The 19,128-nt window shown below is 45.3% G+C and carries 16 protein-coding genes; 8 read left to right on the top strand and 8 right to left on the bottom strand.

Annotated features, from left to right (window positions below; translation table 11 throughout):
• Positions 1-193: 193 nt before the first annotated feature.
• Both NFI81_RS23380 and NFI81_RS23375 read right to left on the bottom strand, forming a co-directional pair.
• Positions 194-1,480 (bottom strand): aminotransferase class V-fold PLP-dependent enzyme, encoded by a 1,287-nt coding sequence (locus tag NFI81_RS23380; RefSeq protein WP_234615899.1) that lies wholly within the window; start codon positions 1,478-1,480, stop codon positions 194-196.
• 70 nt (positions 1,481-1,550) lie between these two features.
• The gene (locus tag NFI81_RS23375) at positions 1,551-2,312 is read right to left on the bottom strand and encodes a M23 family metallopeptidase (RefSeq protein WP_234615898.1); all 762 of its coding nucleotides are present in this window, start codon (positions 2,310-2,312) and stop codon (positions 1,551-1,553) included.
• Positions 2,313-2,476: 164 nt separating this feature from the next.
• Here NFI81_RS23375 and NFI81_RS23370 point away from each other — a divergent pair, with 164 nt between their 5' ends.
• On the top strand, positions 2,477-3,448 hold the full coding sequence (locus NFI81_RS23370) for an aldo/keto reductase (protein ID WP_234615897.1): 972 nt from the start codon (positions 2,477-2,479) through the stop codon (positions 3,446-3,448).
• Positions 3,449-3,500: 52 nt separating this feature from the next.
• Here the strand turns inward: NFI81_RS23370 and NFI81_RS23365 are convergent, their stop codons facing one another.
• Positions 3,501-3,911 carry a DoxX family protein gene (locus tag NFI81_RS23365; RefSeq protein ID WP_234615896.1) on the bottom strand — a complete coding sequence of 137 codons (411 nt, stop codon included), beginning with the start codon at positions 3,909-3,911 and terminating at the stop codon, positions 3,501-3,503.
• A 203-nt stretch (positions 3,912-4,114) separates the two neighbouring features.
• On the opposite strand from NFI81_RS23365, the gene NFI81_RS23360 reads away from it, so the two are divergent.
• The gene (locus tag NFI81_RS23360) at positions 4,115-6,376 is read left to right on the top strand and encodes a TonB-dependent receptor (protein ID WP_234615895.1); all 2,262 of its coding nucleotides are present in this window, start codon (positions 4,115-4,117) and stop codon (positions 6,374-6,376) included.
• Positions 6,377-6,461: 85 nt separating this feature from the next.
• Here NFI81_RS23360 and NFI81_RS23355 read toward each other — a convergent pair whose 3' ends face one another.
• Positions 6,462-6,860: a GlcG/HbpS family heme-binding protein gene (locus NFI81_RS23355; RefSeq protein WP_234615894.1), complete on the bottom strand. Its 399-nt coding sequence runs from the start codon at positions 6,858-6,860 to the stop codon at positions 6,462-6,464.
• A 262-nt stretch (positions 6,861-7,122) separates the two neighbouring features.
• Between NFI81_RS23355 and NFI81_RS23350 the strand changes: the two genes are divergently transcribed.
• Positions 7,123-7,434 (top strand): isoamylase early set domain-containing protein, encoded by a 312-nt coding sequence (locus NFI81_RS23350; RefSeq protein WP_082215964.1) that lies wholly within the window; start codon positions 7,123-7,125, stop codon positions 7,432-7,434.
• Positions 7,435-7,532: 98 nt separating this feature from the next.
• Here NFI81_RS23350 and NFI81_RS23345 read toward each other — a convergent pair whose 3' ends face one another.
• The 3 genes from NFI81_RS23345 to NFI81_RS23335 all read right to left on the bottom strand — a co-directional run bounded on the left by NFI81_RS23345 (position 7,533) and on the right by NFI81_RS23335 (position 14,603).
• The gene (locus NFI81_RS23345; RefSeq protein WP_234615893.1) at positions 7,533-8,453 is read right to left on the bottom strand and encodes a hydroxypyruvate isomerase family protein; all 921 of its coding nucleotides are present in this window, start codon (positions 8,451-8,453) and stop codon (positions 7,533-7,535) included.
• Positions 8,454-8,532: 79 nt separating this feature from the next.
• Positions 8,533-11,226 (bottom strand): PVC-type heme-binding CxxCH protein, encoded by a 2,694-nt coding sequence (locus NFI81_RS23340; protein WP_234615892.1) that lies wholly within the window; start codon positions 11,224-11,226, stop codon positions 8,533-8,535.
• 293 nt (positions 11,227-11,519) lie between these two features.
• On the bottom strand, positions 11,520-14,603 hold the full coding sequence (locus NFI81_RS23335; RefSeq protein ID WP_234615891.1) for a PVC-type heme-binding CxxCH protein: 3,084 nt from the start codon (positions 14,601-14,603) through the stop codon (positions 11,520-11,522).
• 109 nt (positions 14,604-14,712) lie between these two features.
• Here NFI81_RS23335 and NFI81_RS23330 point away from each other — a divergent pair, with 109 nt between their 5' ends.
• From NFI81_RS23330 to NFI81_RS23310, 5 genes are all read left to right on the top strand, one after another.
• Positions 14,713-15,303, top strand: a complete 591-nt coding sequence (locus tag NFI81_RS23330) for a hypothetical protein (protein ID WP_234615890.1) — start codon at positions 14,713-14,715, stop codon at positions 15,301-15,303.
• A 69-nt stretch (positions 15,304-15,372) separates the two neighbouring features.
• Positions 15,373-16,302 (top strand): alpha/beta hydrolase, encoded by a 930-nt coding sequence (locus NFI81_RS23325; RefSeq protein ID WP_234615889.1) that lies wholly within the window; start codon positions 15,373-15,375, stop codon positions 16,300-16,302.
• A gap of 58 nt (positions 16,303-16,360) precedes the next feature.
• Positions 16,361-16,792, top strand: coding sequence for an Xre family toxin-antitoxin system antitoxin (locus tag NFI81_RS23320; protein WP_234615888.1), 432 nt, complete (start codon positions 16,361-16,363; stop codon positions 16,790-16,792).
• 3 nt (positions 16,793-16,795) lie between these two features.
• Complete coding sequence (locus NFI81_RS23315) at positions 16,796-17,245, top strand: RES family NAD+ phosphorylase (RefSeq protein ID WP_234615887.1); 450 nt, start codon at positions 16,796-16,798, stop codon at positions 17,243-17,245.
• Positions 17,246-17,305: 60 nt separating this feature from the next.
• Positions 17,306-18,496: a glycosyltransferase family 87 protein gene (locus NFI81_RS23310; protein WP_234615886.1), complete on the top strand. Its 1,191-nt coding sequence runs from the start codon at positions 17,306-17,308 to the stop codon at positions 18,494-18,496.
• Between the two features lie 77 nt (positions 18,497-18,573).
• Here the strand turns inward: NFI81_RS23310 and NFI81_RS23305 are convergent, their stop codons facing one another.
• Complete coding sequence (locus NFI81_RS23305) at positions 18,574-18,990, bottom strand: T9SS type A sorting domain-containing protein (RefSeq protein WP_234615885.1); 417 nt, start codon at positions 18,988-18,990, stop codon at positions 18,574-18,576.
• Positions 18,991-19,128: the final 138 nt, after the last annotated feature.

Below are 19,128 nucleotides of genomic sequence, written 5' to 3'. Positions count from 1 at the left end.
AGCTGATGATATCAAAAATAAAGATTTAAGGCTCCGATAAAAAGCTTAATGCGTTCGAATGGTTGAATTTACCGACTTTAAAATCCTTATCTACTATAAACGGTTTAATGTCATTTATACTATAAAATAAAAAAGCATAACCAACCTTCACAGGTGCTGATTATGCTCTTCAAAATAATCTTTTATTCAATTATCAGGCCTTTTTCGCGATCTTTTCCAGCGCGCCGACCAGTTTATCCAGATCACTGATCTTGGTATAAACATGAGGTGTAACCCGCACACAATGAATGTTTTCCCAATTAATGCCCACCGTATGGATCTGGTGATCTTTCATCAATTTGCTATCCAGTTCCTCGGGCTTCATGCCATCAATGCTCACGCCGGCAATGGCGCAGGAATATTCGGGTTTCAGTGACGTATGGATCTTTACGCCTGGAATTTGCAGTGCTTTTTCAGCCCAGTATTTTTTCAGATAATGCACCCGCTCCTGCTTTCTTTTGGAGCCGATGCCCTCCTGGAAATTAATGGCTTCACCAATGGCTTGTTCAATGCAAAAACTCCGTGTTCCTAATGTTTCGAACTTGCGGATATTCTTGCTTTTGGGCTGGCTGTTGCATAGTAACGGCCATATTTTTTCAATTTTCTCTTTCTTGATCCACATCATGCCGCTTCCCACGGGTGCGCTCAAAAACTTGTGCAGGCTCGTCCCAAAATAGTCGCAATCCAGGTCGGGGATTTTGTAATCCAGCAAACCAAATGTATGCGCACCATCCACAACCACCTCAATGCCTTTACTATGCGCCATATCGCAGATCTTTTTCACCGGCATAATCTGCCCAACCCAGTTGATAATGTGCGTAACGTGAATGATCCTGGTCTTTGGCGTAACCGCGTCGGCATATGCTTTCACAATCTGCTCGTCGTTTTCAATCGGAAAATCAAATGATAACTGCTTGTAAACCAATCCATCCCGCATTTCCCTTTGCTTCCATGCCTGGATCATGTTCGGATAATCCTGAATGGTGCCAATGATCTCGTCGCCTTTTTCAAGCGGCAGACCGAAAATAATGGTGTTAAGCGCCTCGGTCGCATTCCGGTTAATCGCTATTTCTTCTGCATCGCAACCGGCTAGTTTGGCCAGACGCTGGCGGAGGGGTTCGCGACCTTTATCAATGATCCGCCACATGTAATAGGAAGGTCCCTGCGCGGCGGCTTTATTGTATTTTCCCAAAGCTTCCTGCACCGCAATCGGAGAAGGTGAAACGCCGCCGTTATTGAGGATAATGATCTCGCTCTTGCTCGCCGTGTAAGCATCCTGAATCACCGACCAGTAATCTTCATTGTCTGCACTGTTATCATTCCAGAGCTTTTCGGCTTCGCTGAAATGTTCGGCGTGCAGTTCATTATAAAGACTGTTGAGACCAAAGGCGCCAAAGCCAATGGCCGCGCTCTTTCGGAAAAAGGACCGGCGGTTGTTCATAAAAAATGATTTATAGGAATAGTAATTGAGTGAGCTACAATTTATTAATTAATAGCGTCAATCCCAATCATTACAGAACGAACCCATCCTTCACCGTTCCCATAAGCAGCCAGTCATAAGTGTTGACGGGCACCGGCATTGCATATTCATCCAGTTGCAGATACATCAGGTGCAGGTGCGTGGGAGATCGTTTTTGATAAGCATTATAACCGGAGCGGCCCATTTCCGCAATTTTATCACCAGCATTCACCCATTGTCCGGGCTGCACTTCAACCATGTTGTTGTGCGCGTAGTAGAAAAGGCCGTCGAGGCAGGGATCGTAAATCCAGATCCAGTTTCCGCCACGAAATTCGCTGTTGTATTTCCAGCCCGTTTCTGTGGCAATAACAACGCCTGAGGTAAATGACAGGACGTCAACGGCTTTCCATGTCCGGTCGTCCAGATTATCCTGGTCTTTGTCTTTGATGAAAAGGTCGTGCGCAGGATGGCTTCCTTTTACTTCGTTGTCAAAAAGATCAAAACCATCTCCCCGGTAACCTCTCCCCCGACCGCCAATGGATTCGCGCGGCGTGTAACCTTTGACAGGATAAACAAAATAGGACGAGTCAATTGCGCGGCAAGTGTCTCTTTTAAATTCACTTCGGATTTGCTGCATTACAGTGCGGAAAGCCAGGCGCCCAGAGTCCGGCGAGATCACATTGTCCCGGATGTCGAGCTGCATCTGGTTGAATGCAGCACAGTATTCGGTCATTTTTTCGGAAGGCTTGTCTTCATTGACCCAGCCGCAAATGCTGAGGATCAAGACAATTCCGGCAATTCTTTTTACTGTCATCAACAATGCATTTACCATTGATCCTTTGTGTCTCACTGATCGGTTTAATTGAAAAACGTTAGTTATCTGCGCTTTCTGAACTTAAAATCTTACAAATGTATTTCATATACATTAAAAAGACGCATTCCGAAGCTTTAATCCATGAACACTAAATTTACTATACAATGCAAAACCGTCGTTTTGGACGTAGTGGCTGGCAGATCAGCGAAATAGGTTATGGAATGTGGGGACTTGCAGGCTGGACCGGCTCCGACCGTAAGGAAACAGATGACTCGCTTAATCTGGCCGTTGAATCGGGCGTTAATTTCTTTGACACAGCCTGGGGATATGGCGAAGGCCTCAGCGAGCGCATCCTAGGCGACCTGATCCGCCGTTACCCGGACCGCAAATTGTATGCTGCCACCAAAATTCCACCAAAAAACCGCCAATGGCCATCGAAGCCTGGCTCCTCTTTAAAAGATGTGTTCCCTGCGGATTACATTGTGGAATACACGGAGAAAAGTCTTCAAAATTTGGGCACAGAACGCATTGACTTGCTTCAATTCCATGTTTGGGAAGATAGCTGGGCGCAGGAAGATGAGTGGAAAGAAGCCATTCAAAAACTCACGCAGGAAGGAAAAGTGGAACGTTGGGGCATCAGCGTGAACCGTTGGGAGCCGGATAATGTGCTAAAAACGCTTGAAACTGGCTTGATAGACGCCGTTCAGGTTATTTACAATATTTTTGATCAGGCACCGGAAGACAATCTTTTCCCGCTTTGCAAGAAACTGGATATCGGCGTCATATCCCGCGTTCCGTTTGATGAAGGAACATTAACGGGCACACTGACCAAAGAAACAACATTCCCGGCCGACGACTGGCGTTCAACTTACTTCGTGCCTGAAAACCTGAATTCCAGCGTTGATCATGCCGAAGCTTTGAAAGCAGACATCCCGGAAGGCATGACAATGCCCGAGCTCGCATTAAGATTTATACTGAACAATCCGGACGTGCATACCACGATCCCGGGTATGCGCAAGTTACCGCACGTACGATCCAATGTTTCCGCCAGCGATGGCAAGTTACTCGATCCTAAACTGGCCGAAAAGTTGAAACAACACCGTTGGGATCGTTCTCCAACGCAATGGTCACAATAGATTTTTCACAATTGAATGCATTGAAAACCTCTCCTTCCCGGAGAGGTTTTTTTTATTTATACAGACCGCTATCCACAGAAAAGCGCCCCGGCCCGGTGAGAAACAAGGTCACATATACGATCAGAAACGACAACGCGTGTTCTTTTTTGTCAAATGGATCTTCCGCATGAATCACGAGCAGCACAACGACCATTGTAAAAATCAACGGAATCAACACCGCCCGGCTGAAAAGTCCCAGGATCAGCAAAATGGAGCAGCCGAACTCGGCAAAAATGGTCAGATAAAGTGAAAGCTCCTCCCCTATTCCAATCGGATCCGCGAATGAATGATCGCCTGCCAGCAGATTTTGCAGCTTAGCATAGCCGTGTGTGAGCATGAGCAACGAAAAGCCTACACGCAAAATCAAAACACCCCAATCGGCCGGCGCCGGAAGCTTCATTGGTTTCAAAAATTTCTTCAGCATAGTTATAATGAGTTATTCAGTAAGTGGAAATGATACAAAAATCTTTCCAGTTCATAGCAATCTGTCTAACTGAAAGTCACGCCCGGATAGTTTCCAAAAAGATTTTTTTATGAATCGAATTAAAATTTACTGTTTGTCAAGTTATATTTTTAGATTTGTCTAAATTAATATTCAGGATCAATTAAATATAAGATTAAGTATATATGAAGTTACTCATACTAATGCTTTTTTGCACACTCAGCTTACCAAGCATTGCGCAGCACACACTTTCCGGAAAGGTGATTCTGGAAGATGGCAGCGGAACAGCATTTGGTGCCTCGATCTATATTAACGAATTGAAAACCGGAGCAACGGCCGACTCGCTCGGGCACTACAAAATAGCAGGCATTCCAAACGGAAATTATTCAATCCGCGTAAGCTTCATTTCCATGCCATCCATTACCGAGAAGAATGTGCGCATTGAAAAGGATGTGGTTCGTGATTTTGTGCTGAAATCCGGCGCGAATGCTTTGGAGGAAGTGGTGGTTACCGGCACAATGAAAGAAGTTTCAAAACTCGACAGCCCTGTTCCGGTTGACATTATTACCGCCAAATTCATTTACAAAAACCCGGTTCCCAGCATTTTCGAAGGCCTTAGCTACGTCAACGGCGTGCGTCCGCAGCTCAATTGCAATGTGTGCAGCACCGGCGACATTCACATCAACGGATTGGAAGGCCCTTACACCATGGTGCTCATCGACGGCATGCCCATGGTCAGCGGACTTTCCACAGTTTATGGTTTGTCAGGAATCCCAAACAGCCTGATCGAAAGAGTTGAAATTGTAAAAGGCCCGGCTTCAACGCTTTATGGCTCGGAAGCGGTTGGTGGCTTGATCAACATTATCACAAAAAATCCTTCCAAAGCGCCTATATTTTCTGCGGATGCATTCAGCACTTCCTGGCTGGATTACAATGTGGACCTGGGCGTGAAATTAACAGCTGGTTCAAAGGCCAGTGCGCTGCTGGGTGTGAGTTATTTCAATTATCAAAATCCCATCGACAACAACAAAGACGGCTTCACGGATCTGACATTACAGAATCGTATCTCAGTTTTCAACAAATGGTCCTTTAACAGAAAAAATAACCGCCAGGCGAGCATCGCAGCACGTTACTATTACGAAGATCGCTGGGGCGGGCAAATGAATTGGAACAAGACATTTCGCGGCGGAAACGAAGTTTATGGGGAAAGCATTTATACAAAACGCTTTGAAGTCTTAGGAACTTACCAGCTTCCCATGTCCGAAAAAGTGACTTTGCAATATTCATTCAGTTCTCACAATCAGAATTCAACCTATGGCAATGTCATTTTTAATGCGGATCAGAAAATAGCATTTGCGCAGCTTTTGTGGGATAAGGAAATCGGCAGGCATAACCTGCTTTTTGGCACGCCCTTTCGCTATACATTTTATAATGATAACACCACCGCGACGCGATTTCTGGACGGCAAAGATCATCCCGACAAAATATTATTACCCGGAATTTTCATCCAGGACGAGATCAAAGCCGGGGCACATGCGCTGTTGCTGGGCGCCAGATATGACTATAACAGCCGCCACGGAAGCATTTTTACGCCACGACTGGCCTATAAATACAAATTTAACCAAACCGATGTCGTCAGGCTGAACATTGGCCGGGGTTTCCGGATTGTGAACCTGTTCACCGAAGATCACGCGGCATTAACCGGTTCACGGCAGGTTATCTTAAAAGAAGCCCTTGATCCTGAGCAAAGCTGGAATGTGAATGTGAATTATGTCAAAAAGATCGTGACCGGAAGCTCTTTCATCGGCTTCGATGCTTCTATTTTCTACACCCATTTCACAAACCGGATCCTGCCCGATTACGACACTAATCCCAATGAGATCATTTACGACAATCTGGACGGTTATGCAGTTTCAAAGGGCATCAATCTAAACCTGGATTTCAACTTCCCCTTCCCATTAAAAATTATTGCCGGAGCCACTTATATGGAGAATTTTCAAAAGGAAAACGGCGTCCGGTTCCGGCCTGTGCTGACCGAAAAATATACCGGCGTCTGGTCTGTTTCCTACGAGTTTCAAAAATCAGGCATTTCCTTCGATTATACGGGGAACATTTATGGCCCCATGCGGCTTCCTGTGCTAAGTGAAGAGGATCCGCGCGCAAGGATTTCCCCCGTTTGGTCCTTACAAAACATACAGGTTACTAAAAAATTTGATAATGGTCTGGAAATATACGGCGGGGTGAAAAACCTGTTAAATTTCACGCCACCCGCCAATTCCATCGCGCGTTCAAATGATCCGTTCGACAAGAGTGTAAAGTTTGATGATCATGGTCAGGTGATCGCAACGCCCGATAATCCTTACCGTTTGACATTCGACCCGTCCTATGTTTTTGCACCGAACCAAGGCATCAGGGGTTTTCTCGGCATGCGTTATACGTTACGGTAATAGGCAACAAGAATTTTATCCAAGAAGCTATTTCTGAAAAATGGGGTTAAAAGTCCCAGCCGATATTTCCGGCCGGGACTTTTTTTTATAATGAAGCTGCGCCAGCTGCCGCTACTTCGTGATCATCGTCTACTGTGCTGCCACTGACACCGATTGCACCAATAATTTCTCCGCCGGAATTCTTAATGATAACACCGCCAGGGAACGTTATCAGCCCTCCATTAGAATGCTCAATGTTAAAAAGTGGCTCGCCAGGCTGTACCAGCGGACTCAGTGCGGCAGTGTCCATAGTGAACCAGACGGCCGTTTTGGCCTTTTTTTGAGCAATATCAGCCGAACCTAACCAGGCTCCGTCCATGCGTGCAAAAGCCACAATATTAGCCCCCGTGTCCACTACACAGATATTCATTTTGGTATTGAGTTCCGCTGCTTTTATTTTTGCCGCGTCAATAATAGCTTCTGCTTGTTCCAATGAAATGTTCATGATCTTCCTGTTTTAGGATTTAAAAATAGATTACTTATTTGCCTCTTATCGATGCAGAAATTAAAAAGATTTACCGTAAAAAGACCATACCCTTGTACCCAAGTGCATTTTTACATGACAAATTTTATTGAAGGTGAAAACCGCTTGCCAAGATTAATTATGATTATTCAAAGATGAAATTCCTTTATAATATTGATATTCATTGATTTGAATAAATTTTGATTGTATATTTGTCGCATCAACTATTTAACACTACATAATCATGGCATTAACGAAACAATTTGTAAAGAGTAAATCCCTTTATAAAGTAACATTTACAGTTCCTGCGGAAGCAGCAGTTGAAGCAAAAAAAGTTGCACTGGTTGGTGAATTCAACGGATGGAATCCTGAGGAAGCGATCGCATTGAAAAAACAAAAAGACGGGTCATTCAAAGCTAGCCTTGAGTTGGCTTCGGGTGAATATCAATTCCGTTACATTCTTGACGACGCGAAATGGGAAAACGACTGGGCAGCAGATAAATACGTAGCTGCTGGCGTTGACGCAACTGCTGAAAACTCGGTTGTCGTATTGTAATCTACTATTGCTCTCGGGCATAAAAAAACACCGGAAGTATCGCTACTCTCCGGTGTTTTTGTTTTTATATCATGCTAAAAATCTTTTTTTTTACAACATTAGATCGCGAAGTTGTCACTTTCCACATACGCTTTGATCAGCGCCTCTTCTCCCTCTTTACCCGGCGAAAAATTGCCGTGTTCCATGCCCATTATGAACGATTTGTTTTCCTTTTTGCTGCGGTCGTAAATGTATTTGAAAATGTTTTTGTAATTGATTTCACCCGTTGTCGGCTCTTTACGGCCCGGCTCATCCCCTATCTGGAAATAATCAATTTCACTCCAAGTTCTGTCAATGTTGTAGAGCAAGCGGCCTTCGTTTTTCTGCATGTGATAAATGTCGTACAGAATTTTGCAGGATTTACTGTTCACCCCGCGGCATATTTCATAAGTCTGATCGGAAGTTCTCAGGAACAGGTTCGGCGAATCGCTTAACGGCTCCAAAACCATGACTAACCCATGTGGTTCAAGGATTTCCGCGCCGCGCCGCAATGCATCAATCACATGACCTGTCTGCACGCCAATAGGCAAATTTCTCTCAAAATCACCCGGAACAACCGTCATCCATTTGGCATTCACGCGCTTGGCAACTTCCACCGCTTTTTTGCAGCCATTTAAGAAAATATCAATGTATTCCTGCTTGCCTGCTGCTAGTGTATTGGCCCCGTTTCCACCTTTATCCACCACAAAAACGCCCATTTGCATACCCAGGCGCGTCATTTCTTTGGCAATGGCTTCCTGCTGCTCCACGGGCCTGCCCATCATGCCATTATCTTCAATCGCCATAAAACCCTGGTCAGCCATAAATTTCAGCTGATCAATCACATCTTTGCCAGCGCTGTTTTGAAACATGCCGAAGTGGGACGCGTATTTAAGCTTGAATTTATTTTTAGCCGTTGGCGCGGTTGCGAAAGCATCTCCTGCTGCAATTGCTGCACCAGCCAGACCAAGGGAAGATTTTACAAAATTTCTGCGGAGCATATTTCTTTAAGTTTTGTTTAGAAATGTAAAGATGCAGCGCAACTAAATATACCGCAAATTGAGCCGGAAACTTGCATTCCTAGCTTCTTCTGCGCTTTCTTTTCTTTTCCCTTTTGCTTTCAGATTTTGTGGGGTCCGTGTTTTTTTCGACTTCGGGCTGAGGCAGATAAGGCGCTAGTTGTACTTTAATCTCTTCACGGAAAGCATTTTTCACTCCTTCCAACGCCGACTCTTTCACATTACCAGCCAAACGGTTTTCCCGAAGCAATTTCACAACCGCCTCTTCACCGGGCCAGCTCGAACCCAGATATTGCGCAGCATTCTTACGGACCGAAGGCGCTTCGTTGGGATCCAATGCCGTGTTTCTGAGTAAGTAAACGGACTCCGGACTTCCCACCGTTTGTATAGAAGCCAAAAGCGAAGATTTCTTGGCTTCATTGAGTCCGGCAAGCTTTTGCGTAACATAAGAAATGCCGGCTTGTTCAAGCAACAATGCGCCCGCATCGCGACCAACGACCTCATCCGATTTGTCCAAAGCCAATTTAAACAACCTGTCCATTTCCGATTCCAGCTCGTAGCGCGTCATCAGGTCGATGTAATGTTCTGTGCCGTAAGTTTCGTCGAGCAGTTTGTTCAATGCGGTTAGCCCTTGCTGCGAGTTGGTAACGAATGATTTATCCAAATGCAGCAATGCCAGTTTGCTCACTTCAATGCGGTCAGATGAATTCACTGTCATCACATTCAGCAACGCTTGTGATTTTTCGTAACCTGCATGGAAAAAGTCAAATGCGCGGAAATAACGCAGCCTGCTTTTAAAACTCACGCTTGTATCCGAAGCCGCCGCTGTTAAATATGGAATGGCTTGCCGTGTTCTGGCCAGCCAAACAATGTCCCTCCCGGCGCTTGTGGCAACAGGATTAGTACCTGCCCTTTCCAGCCACGCGGGGAAAATCCGCTCCCATTGGTCAAAAGCGCCGATGCTCAATGCTTCCACCGACCAACGGTCATTGCCTTTGTATTGTTTTGCCAATTGCAGCCAAACGTCCAATGCTTCGTAAGTATGGTTGTGATTAATCGCCAGCGCACATTCTCTGCGCACTTGCGGATCGGGATCGGCAGTAAGCCTTTTAATGTATTCAGTTGGATCACTGTTTCGCTGCCTGACAGCGCGCAATGCAGTGATGCGCAGGTTGGGGTTCATTTCCCTGAATGCGATGTCGAGACTTCTGTAATTAAAACCTTCGATCCGGTTCAAAACCCACAATGCCCGTGCCCTGATCCGCGGATTCACGACGATAGACCGAAAGAGCTCTTCCAGATAGGGTTCAGCCTGCCAGCCATGCTTTACGCAGGCATTCCAAGCCATGTAACGCATCGATAAATTGGGGCTTTGTAATGCTTTTACGGCCTGTTCAGGAATGGAAAGGTCAAAAACAGGAATTTTATATAACGAGTCCTTCGGCGCAACGCGGAAAATCCGGCCACGGCTCTTGTCCTTCATTTTATGCGAACCAATTATTGGATCATACCAGTCTGAAATGATCAGTGAACCGTCCGGCGCTACGCATACATCCGTTGGCCTGAACCATTTATCGCGTGTCCCTTCAATGATAGGAAGTATGCCGGTGGATTTGTATCCTGCACCATCATTCACAACCGGGAATCCGCTTACGCTTTGCTGGCCCGCATCGGCGAGTAAAATTTGATTCTGATAACGCCGGGGCAGTAAATCGCCTTCATAGATGGTCATACCCATTGGAAAACCTGAGCCTGTTTCAATGAGGTTAGGAACAACGCCCGGATCATTCTGGTGCCAATGCCTGCGTGGGATCTCGTCTTCTAAGTTCGTACGGTTAAGACGCCAGCTAGCGCCCGTCATTTCATCAATGTATCCAAAATTTCCGTTCTCCATCACATAGGAAACCCGGTCGCCGCCATTGCCGGGCTCTTCCTGATCCGACTGCCACATAGTTCCGAAGCTATCCACAGCCAGTTCAAATCCGATCCGGAAATTTTCAGCTAATATTTCAACTTTGGTAAAATCCTGATCACATCTAAAAACGACGCCTTGCTTGAACTGTCTGAAATCGATTGGCCTTTCAAATTTATCGAGCAATGGCCTGTCCTGGCCGTCCACAAGCTGTCTTCCGGCATTTCCGAAGTTGAAATAAAACTTTCCATCCGGCCCGAAAACAAATGCGTGAACGCCTGCATCACTCTGCGAGCCACCTATTCCTTTGAATAAAATCTCTTTTTTGTCCGCCTTATCATCGCCATTTGTATCGGTAAAAAGCCACACATAAGGACTTTGCGAAACAACCGCTTTGTTACCCATAACCCAAATGCCCAAAGGCGCATTCAGCTCCGGTCCCTGGTAAAAAACTTTGGTCAAGTCCGACTTGCCATCACCATCCTTATCTTCCATGATCACAATGCGGTCGCCCTGTCCCAGCTCCGATTTGCCGTTCACAGCAGGTCGATAATTGTAAGCTTCACAAGCCCAAACACGTCCGCGGTGGTCTACATCAATGTTAATAGGATTGATCACGTCAGGCTCCGAAGCGAACAGCGAGGCTTCGAGACCGTCGGCCACTTTGAGTCCGAGGACTGCATTCCGGGAAAATCTTTTTTCGGGTTCCGACAGCGTAGCGTATAGGCTATCAGGGTTGGTAACTACTAATGAATCAGAAAGTTGACAAAAACCACAAAAATGGGGGAGAACGGTAAAAACTGCAACTAGCAATGCAGACTTGGTAAAATTGAATTGTTTCAAAACAAAATTTGATAATGCAGGTTACTCAAATAACGTATAAAAATACCTGATGTTTCCTGAATTAGGAAATGAAGTTTGAAAAGAATGAGGGATTTATTTCCAACTAGTTTTACTTACTAGCTCGGATATTTGGTAGGGTCCAAACGATTGTCAAAGATTGAAAGAAGATATACGCTTTGAGACTTGACAAAAAAGAATATTGAGGTTTGCGGAGAAGCCACACACCGGCGAACATCATTTTCTTGTTCTATTTAAGAAAATTTCATCCAGCAAGGTAAATCCCCGCGACGGCATTATTTCTTCTTCAATCCACTCAAATAGTCAACCAAGCTAACCAATTCCTCCGTACTCATGGCATCCTGCAAGCCAGCGGGCATCATGGAGTCGTTGAGTTGTTTGATGGATTTGACTTGGGACATTTTATATTCCTGGGTTGAGCCTCCCGGAAATTTCAGGATCAGGTCGGTTTCTGTTTTGCTGGCGACGATTCCGGAGACGGTTGAGCCGTCTTTTAATGTTACCTCAAAGCCTTCGTAACCAAAGCCAATTCCTGCGCTAGGCTCGAAAATGGCTGAGTATTGGGCTTCCTTAGGCAATTTGCTTCCTATTTCAGAAAGTTTCGGCCCGAAATCCATGCCTTCTCCATTTACCTGGTGGCAAACTGAGCAGTAGGAAGTAAATACTTGCTTTCCTTTGGATAAATCTCCCTTCATGCCGATCAGGTCTTTCACCTGCGGATGTTTTGCGATTGCTACTGTTGCCCCGTCGGTGTATTTGGCGGCTTCCAGCTTCACCGATTTCCTCCATGCGCCACTCAGTCCCTTTACAGCGGCTGCTTTTTGCTCGCCGCTTAGCTTTCCGTCTTTCAACAAAGCCAAAACCTGATCTTCCCCATTCATAGTCCCGCCCAAAGATCGGGCGGCGATTGTGCGCAAACCCGAAGGATATTTATCGTCTAATGCAACAGTTTGCAATATTTCCAATGATTCCTTGCTTCCTACACCTCTCAATGCGGACACAATTCCTTCGCTTTTGGGAGCATCAGAACCCTTGATAATGTCCCGGACCATTTTGCCGCCTCCTTGTTTCATTAATTGCGTGGCGGCAGCCGGTCCCGTTCTGGTTGAAGCTTGATTTATCGCCATATCCAGCAATCTGGCGTTCTCTGATTCCAATTCATATTTACTCACCAATTCAAGATATGCCGGCGTTCCGAAGGAGGAGTCGAGCAACTTTTTGAGCGAGGCCATTGCCTCTGCATTTTGTTTTACAAATGCCGGATCTAAATGCCTTAATGCGAGCTCATTCACCTGCGTTTGTTCAGGTGAATTTCCTTTCATGATCTGCAAAAGGGCCATCGATTTTTCGTTCGCAGCCGGGTTGAAATCAAATGCACGGAAGTAACGCAGCCTGCTTTTCAAATCTGTTTTAGGATCACCGGCAAGTGAAGCCAGCAAAGGAACTGATTCCTTACCGCGTGACCGCCAAACGATGTCCTTTCCAGCCTGGGTTGCCGTTGCATTGGCTCCTACTTTGGCTTGCCATGCTTTAAAAAACGAATCCCACTGATCGTCAGCGCCGATTCCCAATGCTTCCAGATACCAACGATCTTTGCCATCATATTGCAATGCAAGCTCGGCCCATAATGCGGGTGCTTTCGGCGATTTGTTGTGATGCAGGATCAATGCGCATTCTCTTCTCACCTGAGGCTCAGCATCTTTAACCAACAGACTAATGTAACTGGTAATGTCCACATCTTTCAACTCACTTGCGGCACGCAATGCAGCAATGCGCATATCAGGATTAGCGTCTTTAATGGCTATATCAATGTTCTTTTTGCTCGAAGCTGGCCATTTGCTAAGTAACCATAATGCTCTTGCGCGCATCCGGTCGCCTGATTTTTTATCTTTAAAAAGCTTTTCTAATGATGGAATCGCTTTTTCACCCATTTGATTCAAAGCCATCCAGGCCTGGTAACGAACCGAAAGATTGGGGCTTTGCAATGCCTGGACCGCACCGTTTGCCGTTGTTAAATCGGTTTTTGGAATTCGGTAAGGCGTATTTGTCGGTGCAATTCTGTATAAACGGCCTCTGTTCTGATCTCCTGCCTGGTGGCCGCCTACGCCCGGATCATACCAGTCGGAAACGATGAGGGACCCGTCCGGCGCGACGCACACGTCGGAAGGCCGGAACCATTGATCCCTTTTACCATCAACCACATTCACGATCTTGGCTGTATAACCTGCGCCTGATTTCTGAACCGGGTAAGAACGAACCACATTATGCCCCGGCTCGCAGTGGATCATTTGATTCTGAAATTCCTTTGGCAAAAGAGAACCTTCATATAAGACCATTCCCGTTGGCGATCCTGAGCCTGTTTGCAGCAAATTGGGAACCACACCCGGATCATTTAAATGCCAGTGGCGATAAGGAATTGAATCCTCCATATTGGTGCGGTTAGCGCGCCAGCCAGCGCCGGTAACCTCATCCGTATAACCGTAATTGCCATATTGCATGACATAATTGATCCGCACGCCTTTGTTGCCGTCATCATCATTATCAGACTGCCACATAGTGCCGTAACTATCCACCGCGACTTCATAATTATTCCTGAAATTATTACCCAAAACCTCGATATTCTTGAAATCTGGGTCGCAGCGGAACACCATTCCCTGTTTTAGTTTTTTGAAATCAATCGGCTGCCCATCTTTTCCAATCACCGGATTTCCCTTGCCATCCAATAAATGTCCGCCCTCATTGCCAAAATTGAAATACAACTTTCCATCCGGCCCGAAAATGAATGCGTGCATGCCGTGGTCGTGCTGCTCACCGCCTACTCCTTCGAAGATCACATCTTTTTTATCAGCTTTCCCATCATTATTTTCATCAGTGAAAAGCCATACGTAAGGACTTTGAGAAACCACGACCCGGTTACCCATGACCCAGATCCCAAGCGGAGAATTAATCTCTTTTCCCTGATAAAAAACAGTCGTTTTATCCGATTTACCATCGCCATCGGAATCCTCCATGATCAGGATGCGGTCGCCTTCGTTTTTGGTGGGGTTACCATTGATCGCTGGCCGGTAATTATAGGCTTCGCAAACCCAAACCCGCCCCAAATGATCCACATCAATGTTGGTAGGGTTGGTAATGGTTGGTTCTGAGGCAAAAAGTGTTGCTTCCAACCCGTTTGTTACGGAAAGGCCCGCTACTGCGTATTTTGGTGATCGTTTTTGAGCTTCGGTGAGGTCTTTATATAGGCTGTCCAGCTTTGAACTTTGAAAAGTGCTTGGGTTAACGTGCTGGTAAGAAGCGATCATCAGGCTTGCCATCAGACATCCCGCCGGAATCAGCATCAACGTTTTTTTTAAGTTCATGGGGTTTATCAATTACAGTCTGTTGTGCGAAAGTAGATTTGTGCAAATCTTAAATTAAAGATTGCTAATTTTAAGCATATAAGAGACAAACCACCTGTCATTTACTACCATGAGCAAGACTTTTTTTTCCGCAATTTCCCTGTTGCTGGCCGCGCAAGCGATGGGACAAACCACCGTTCTATCTCCCGAAATTCAAATCAAGACGGCTGTGCTGGCCGCGCCTGCTGACAAACGCGAAGGCGCGAAAGTGTACGGCTATGCTTCGGACGGATCATTTAAAGTGCTTCGCGATGGCAGCAATGATATGGTTTGCATTGCAGATGATCCGAAAAAGGAGGATATTAATGTTTCCTGCTATTTCTCAGGTTTGGATGCATTTATGGAAAGAGGCCGCGTGCTGGCCAAAGAGGGCAAAAATCCAAAGGAAATTTTTGACATTCGTGAAAAGGAAGTGAAAGATGGAAAACTGATGATGCCAAAGCAATCGTCCACACTTTTTGCATTGTCAGGATCCAAAGATAACTATGACAATGCCAGCGGTGACCTGAAAAATGGTTATCTGCGCTATGTGGTTTACATTCCTTTCGCGACGGCTGAAAGCACAGGCTTACCGCTTAAACCGGATGTTCCGGGCATGCCCTGGATTATGGACCCGGGCACGCACAGGGCGCATATTATGATCAATCCGGCAAAGCCTTAATCACTTTTTCCGATCAAAATACATGGTATATTGGCCTGGGGACCGTCTTATTGTTAGAAATTTCAATCGATGAAAAAACTAACAGGTCTCCTGGTTGCATTGGCCTTATACGCTACTCCCGATAAATCCATGGCTCAAAATGAAGTGATTAATTTGTGGCCGGAAGGCAAAGTCCCCAATTTTAAAGCCAATACTGTTGAAGAAAAGTCTGTTACGGATGCCAGTAACATTCTAAGGATCAGTGGTGTTTCGGTTCCTACTTTGACGGCTTTTATTGTTCCAAAAGAAAAATCAACGGGTGCCGCTGTCATGATCTGCCCGGGCGGAGGTTATGGAATTCTGGCATCTTCCCACGAAGGGAGTGATTTTGCCAAATGGTTTAATGACCGTGGAATCTCTGCTTTTGTGCTGAAATACAGGTTACCAAGTGAAAAAACGATGACGCACCAGCATGAAGTGCCGTTAATGGATGCCATGCAAGCGATGAAACTGATCCGTCAAAGTGCTGGAAAGTGGAACATAGATGTCAATAAAATCGGCGTCATGGGCTTCTCAGCCGGCGGTCACCTTGCTGCAACATTGTCGACGCATTTTAACAAAGGCGAAAAAGCTTCACCCGACGGCAAACCCAATTTTTCGATCTTGATCTATCCTGTCATTTCCCTGCTGCCGGAACTGGCCCACGGCGGCTCGCGCGATAATCTGCTGGGCGCTGAAAAATCCGACGAATTGATCAAATACTACTCCAATGAGCTGCAAGTAAGCGCCGAAACGCCTCCCGCATTCCTCGTACACGCCATGGACGACACCGGCGTTCCACCCGAAAATAGCATTGCCTATTACCTCGCCCTCAAAAAACAAAAAATCCCCGCAGAAATGCACCTATACCCACAAGGCGGTCACGGTTATGGCATGCGGACTGAAGGAAAAGGCTCCCTGGCAGGTTGGCCGGCAGCGATGGATGGGTGGTTGAAATCTTTGGGTTATGTGAAGAATTGAAATTGATTTTTCATATATTTACTGTCAAATGAATGTTATATCTCAATCATTTGACAGTATGCATACACAGATCATCAGCGTTATGGGAGGCCAAAAGGCTTTCAAACAAAAAATAGACAGCTTCTTGTCATTTATTGAAGTTACGCAGCAGGGAATTCCAATTTCCATTGCCCAGACGGTTCAGAAACGAATGAATTTGTCGAATAAGCAATTTGGTGAAATGCTGAATTTGTCTGAAAGCACTTTCCAGCGTCGCATTAAGAACAAGGCTCTGCTATCACCTGCGGAAAGCGAAAAGGTTATTGATTTCTCCAAAATAATAGCAAAAGGGTTGGATGTTTTCCAGGATGAAAACGATTTTAACACCTGGCTTAACAGCCCCATTCTCGCATTAGGCGGCAAAAAACCACTCGAATTATTGACTTCTTCGATTGGAAGAGAAGAAGTGCTGAATGTGCTTTTCAGGATAGAACACGGCATTTACTCCTAAGTTATGCTCGTTTTCCGCATTACCAGCCGAACATATGCAACTGATTTGCAGGGAACAGGCTGCCTGTATGCTGCCGGACGCTGGCATTACAAAGGGACGCAGATCATTTACACATCCGAGCACGTTTCGCTTTCGAAGCTGGAAATCCTGGCCAACTCTTCATTTATTCCAAAAAATCAGGCTTTGGTAACGATTGACTTACCTGATGACGCGTCCATCCTGGAAATTGAGCAGCAGAAGTTACCCGAAAATTGGTGGCAGTTTCCATATCCGAACACATTAGCGGACTTCACAGAGCAATGGATCGGGCAAGGGCAATTCTGGATTATGAAAGTCCCGTCCGCACATTCGTTTACAGAGTTCAACTACCTTTTAAATCCCCTTCACCCAGACCACAAGCTGGCCAGGATTATTCGCGTAGAAGACATTCATTTTGACAAAAGACTAAAATAAATGCCCTGATTTATCCCTAGTTTTGACCTGAAATCATAATGAGGGACATTTCTGTGTGCGATGGGTGCTGTAAACCGTTTTTTAGTTAATCAAAAATATCTGCTGATCCTTTTTTTGGGCGTGGTGATCTTTGCCAGCTTGCAATCCTATTTTGGGGCACTTAAAAGTTTTTATGAAGGCGGAAAGCTTTATACAACTTACAATAACTACATCATTTTCAAACAGTCCTTCTTTCACCTGATTGAGCGAAAGGATCTATATGTGCATTTTGTTGAAGAACAATTTGATCTTTTCAAATACAGTCCTGCATTTGCCTTGATTTTCGGCATTTTCGCCATCCTTCCCGACATTGTCGGCTTATCATTATGGAACATTCTGAACGCCGCAGTTCTCTTTTTTTCCGTCTATTATTTGCCGCGTCTTGACATGCGTACGAAGGGGTTGATCCTGGTTTTTGTAATCGTTGAATTCCTTACTGCCGTTCAAAATGAGCAGAGTAATGCATTGATTGCCGGGCTTTTGCTCTTCACATTCGGTTTTTTGGAGAGAGGAAAATATTGGCTGGCTTCGTTTTGCCTCGTTTCTACGATCTTTATCAAGCTGTTTGGGATTGTCGGACTGGCGCTGTTCCTGTTGTATCCCAACAAATTCAAACTCACTTACACGACCGCTTTTTGGGTTGTCTTGTTTACCCTCCTTCCTCTGCTGGTTGTGGATATGGAGCAGTTTATTTTTCTTTATAAAAGCTGGGCGAATTTACTCGCAAATGACCATTCCATTTCGGATGGCTTATCCGTGATCGGCTGGCTGAAAACCTGGTTTGGGTTGAATGTGAATAAAACTTACGTGAGCGTTGCGGGAGCAATCCTGTTTTGTATTCCGCTTTTGAGGATAAAACAATACAGCAACTTCGTTTTCAGGATGCTATTGCTGGCTTCGATCATGATCTGGGTGGTTATTTTCAACCACCGGGCCGAGTCGCCTACATTTATTATTGCTATAACCGGCGTTGCGCTCTGGTATTACGGGCAAAAACAGAAGCCAGAAAATTATGCGCTTTTGGTGCTCGCATTCGTCTTCACAACATTGTCTCCTACTGATCTTTTTCCAAGATTTATCAGAAACGAATGGATGAAGCCTTACGTGGTGAAAGCCGTCCCCTGCATTTTAATTTGGGGCAAAATCACTTACGATTTGCTGTTTGCAAAGCTTTTGCCACGAATCAATAAAGCGATTGAGCTTGAAAAATAAAAAGCGTCACAGGAATGCTGCGGCGGCAAACCTGTAACGCATCGTTTGTGAACCTTAGTTTGTCCCTACCGTGAACCTTAATTTGTCCCTACCAAAGTCCGTTCAACCTCCCTTACTTCGTTGGTAGCAAGGTAAATGCTCTTAACGATTTTTTCATAATCATTAGAGACTTCCAGCGTATAAACGCCATCTCTGATTTCCTGAAAATTCAGCTTGCGGCCGAATTTGCTCAGATATTTCGGAACATACTCCTCATGAAGCACTTTGCCTTTCGAATCCATTAAGCGAATGGCAACACGTTCTCCTTTTTGCTTTTCCATCAACAAATTCATAGAGACCGTATTTCTTACCCGATACATGCCAATTTTAAATTTTTCGCAGGAGTTATTTTTACATTCCGCTTTGGGCTCAACGCGAGGTGATGCGGATACATTATTGCTAATTAAGAGGAGTGTAAAGGCTGCGGCGGCAATCGTTTTCATCACGGTTCTCATGGCTCTTGAAGGTTACTTTGAGTAAAAGTTTTTAAAGATTTTACCAATGATAACCGCAAGGCACCACATGTTGCACGCATTATTTGAACGGCAGAAATTAGTGTTGAATGGTTTTAAGTATACAAAATAGAAGAATTG

The sequence above is a fragment of the Dyadobacter fanqingshengii genome (assembly GCF_023822005.2).
In the GTDB taxonomy this organism is placed as follows: Bacteria; Bacteroidota; Bacteroidia; order Cytophagales; family Spirosomataceae; genus Dyadobacter; species Dyadobacter fanqingshengii.
The sequence above is the reverse complement of the archived record's forward strand: the minus strand, read 5'-3'. Positions and strand labels throughout refer to the sequence as shown.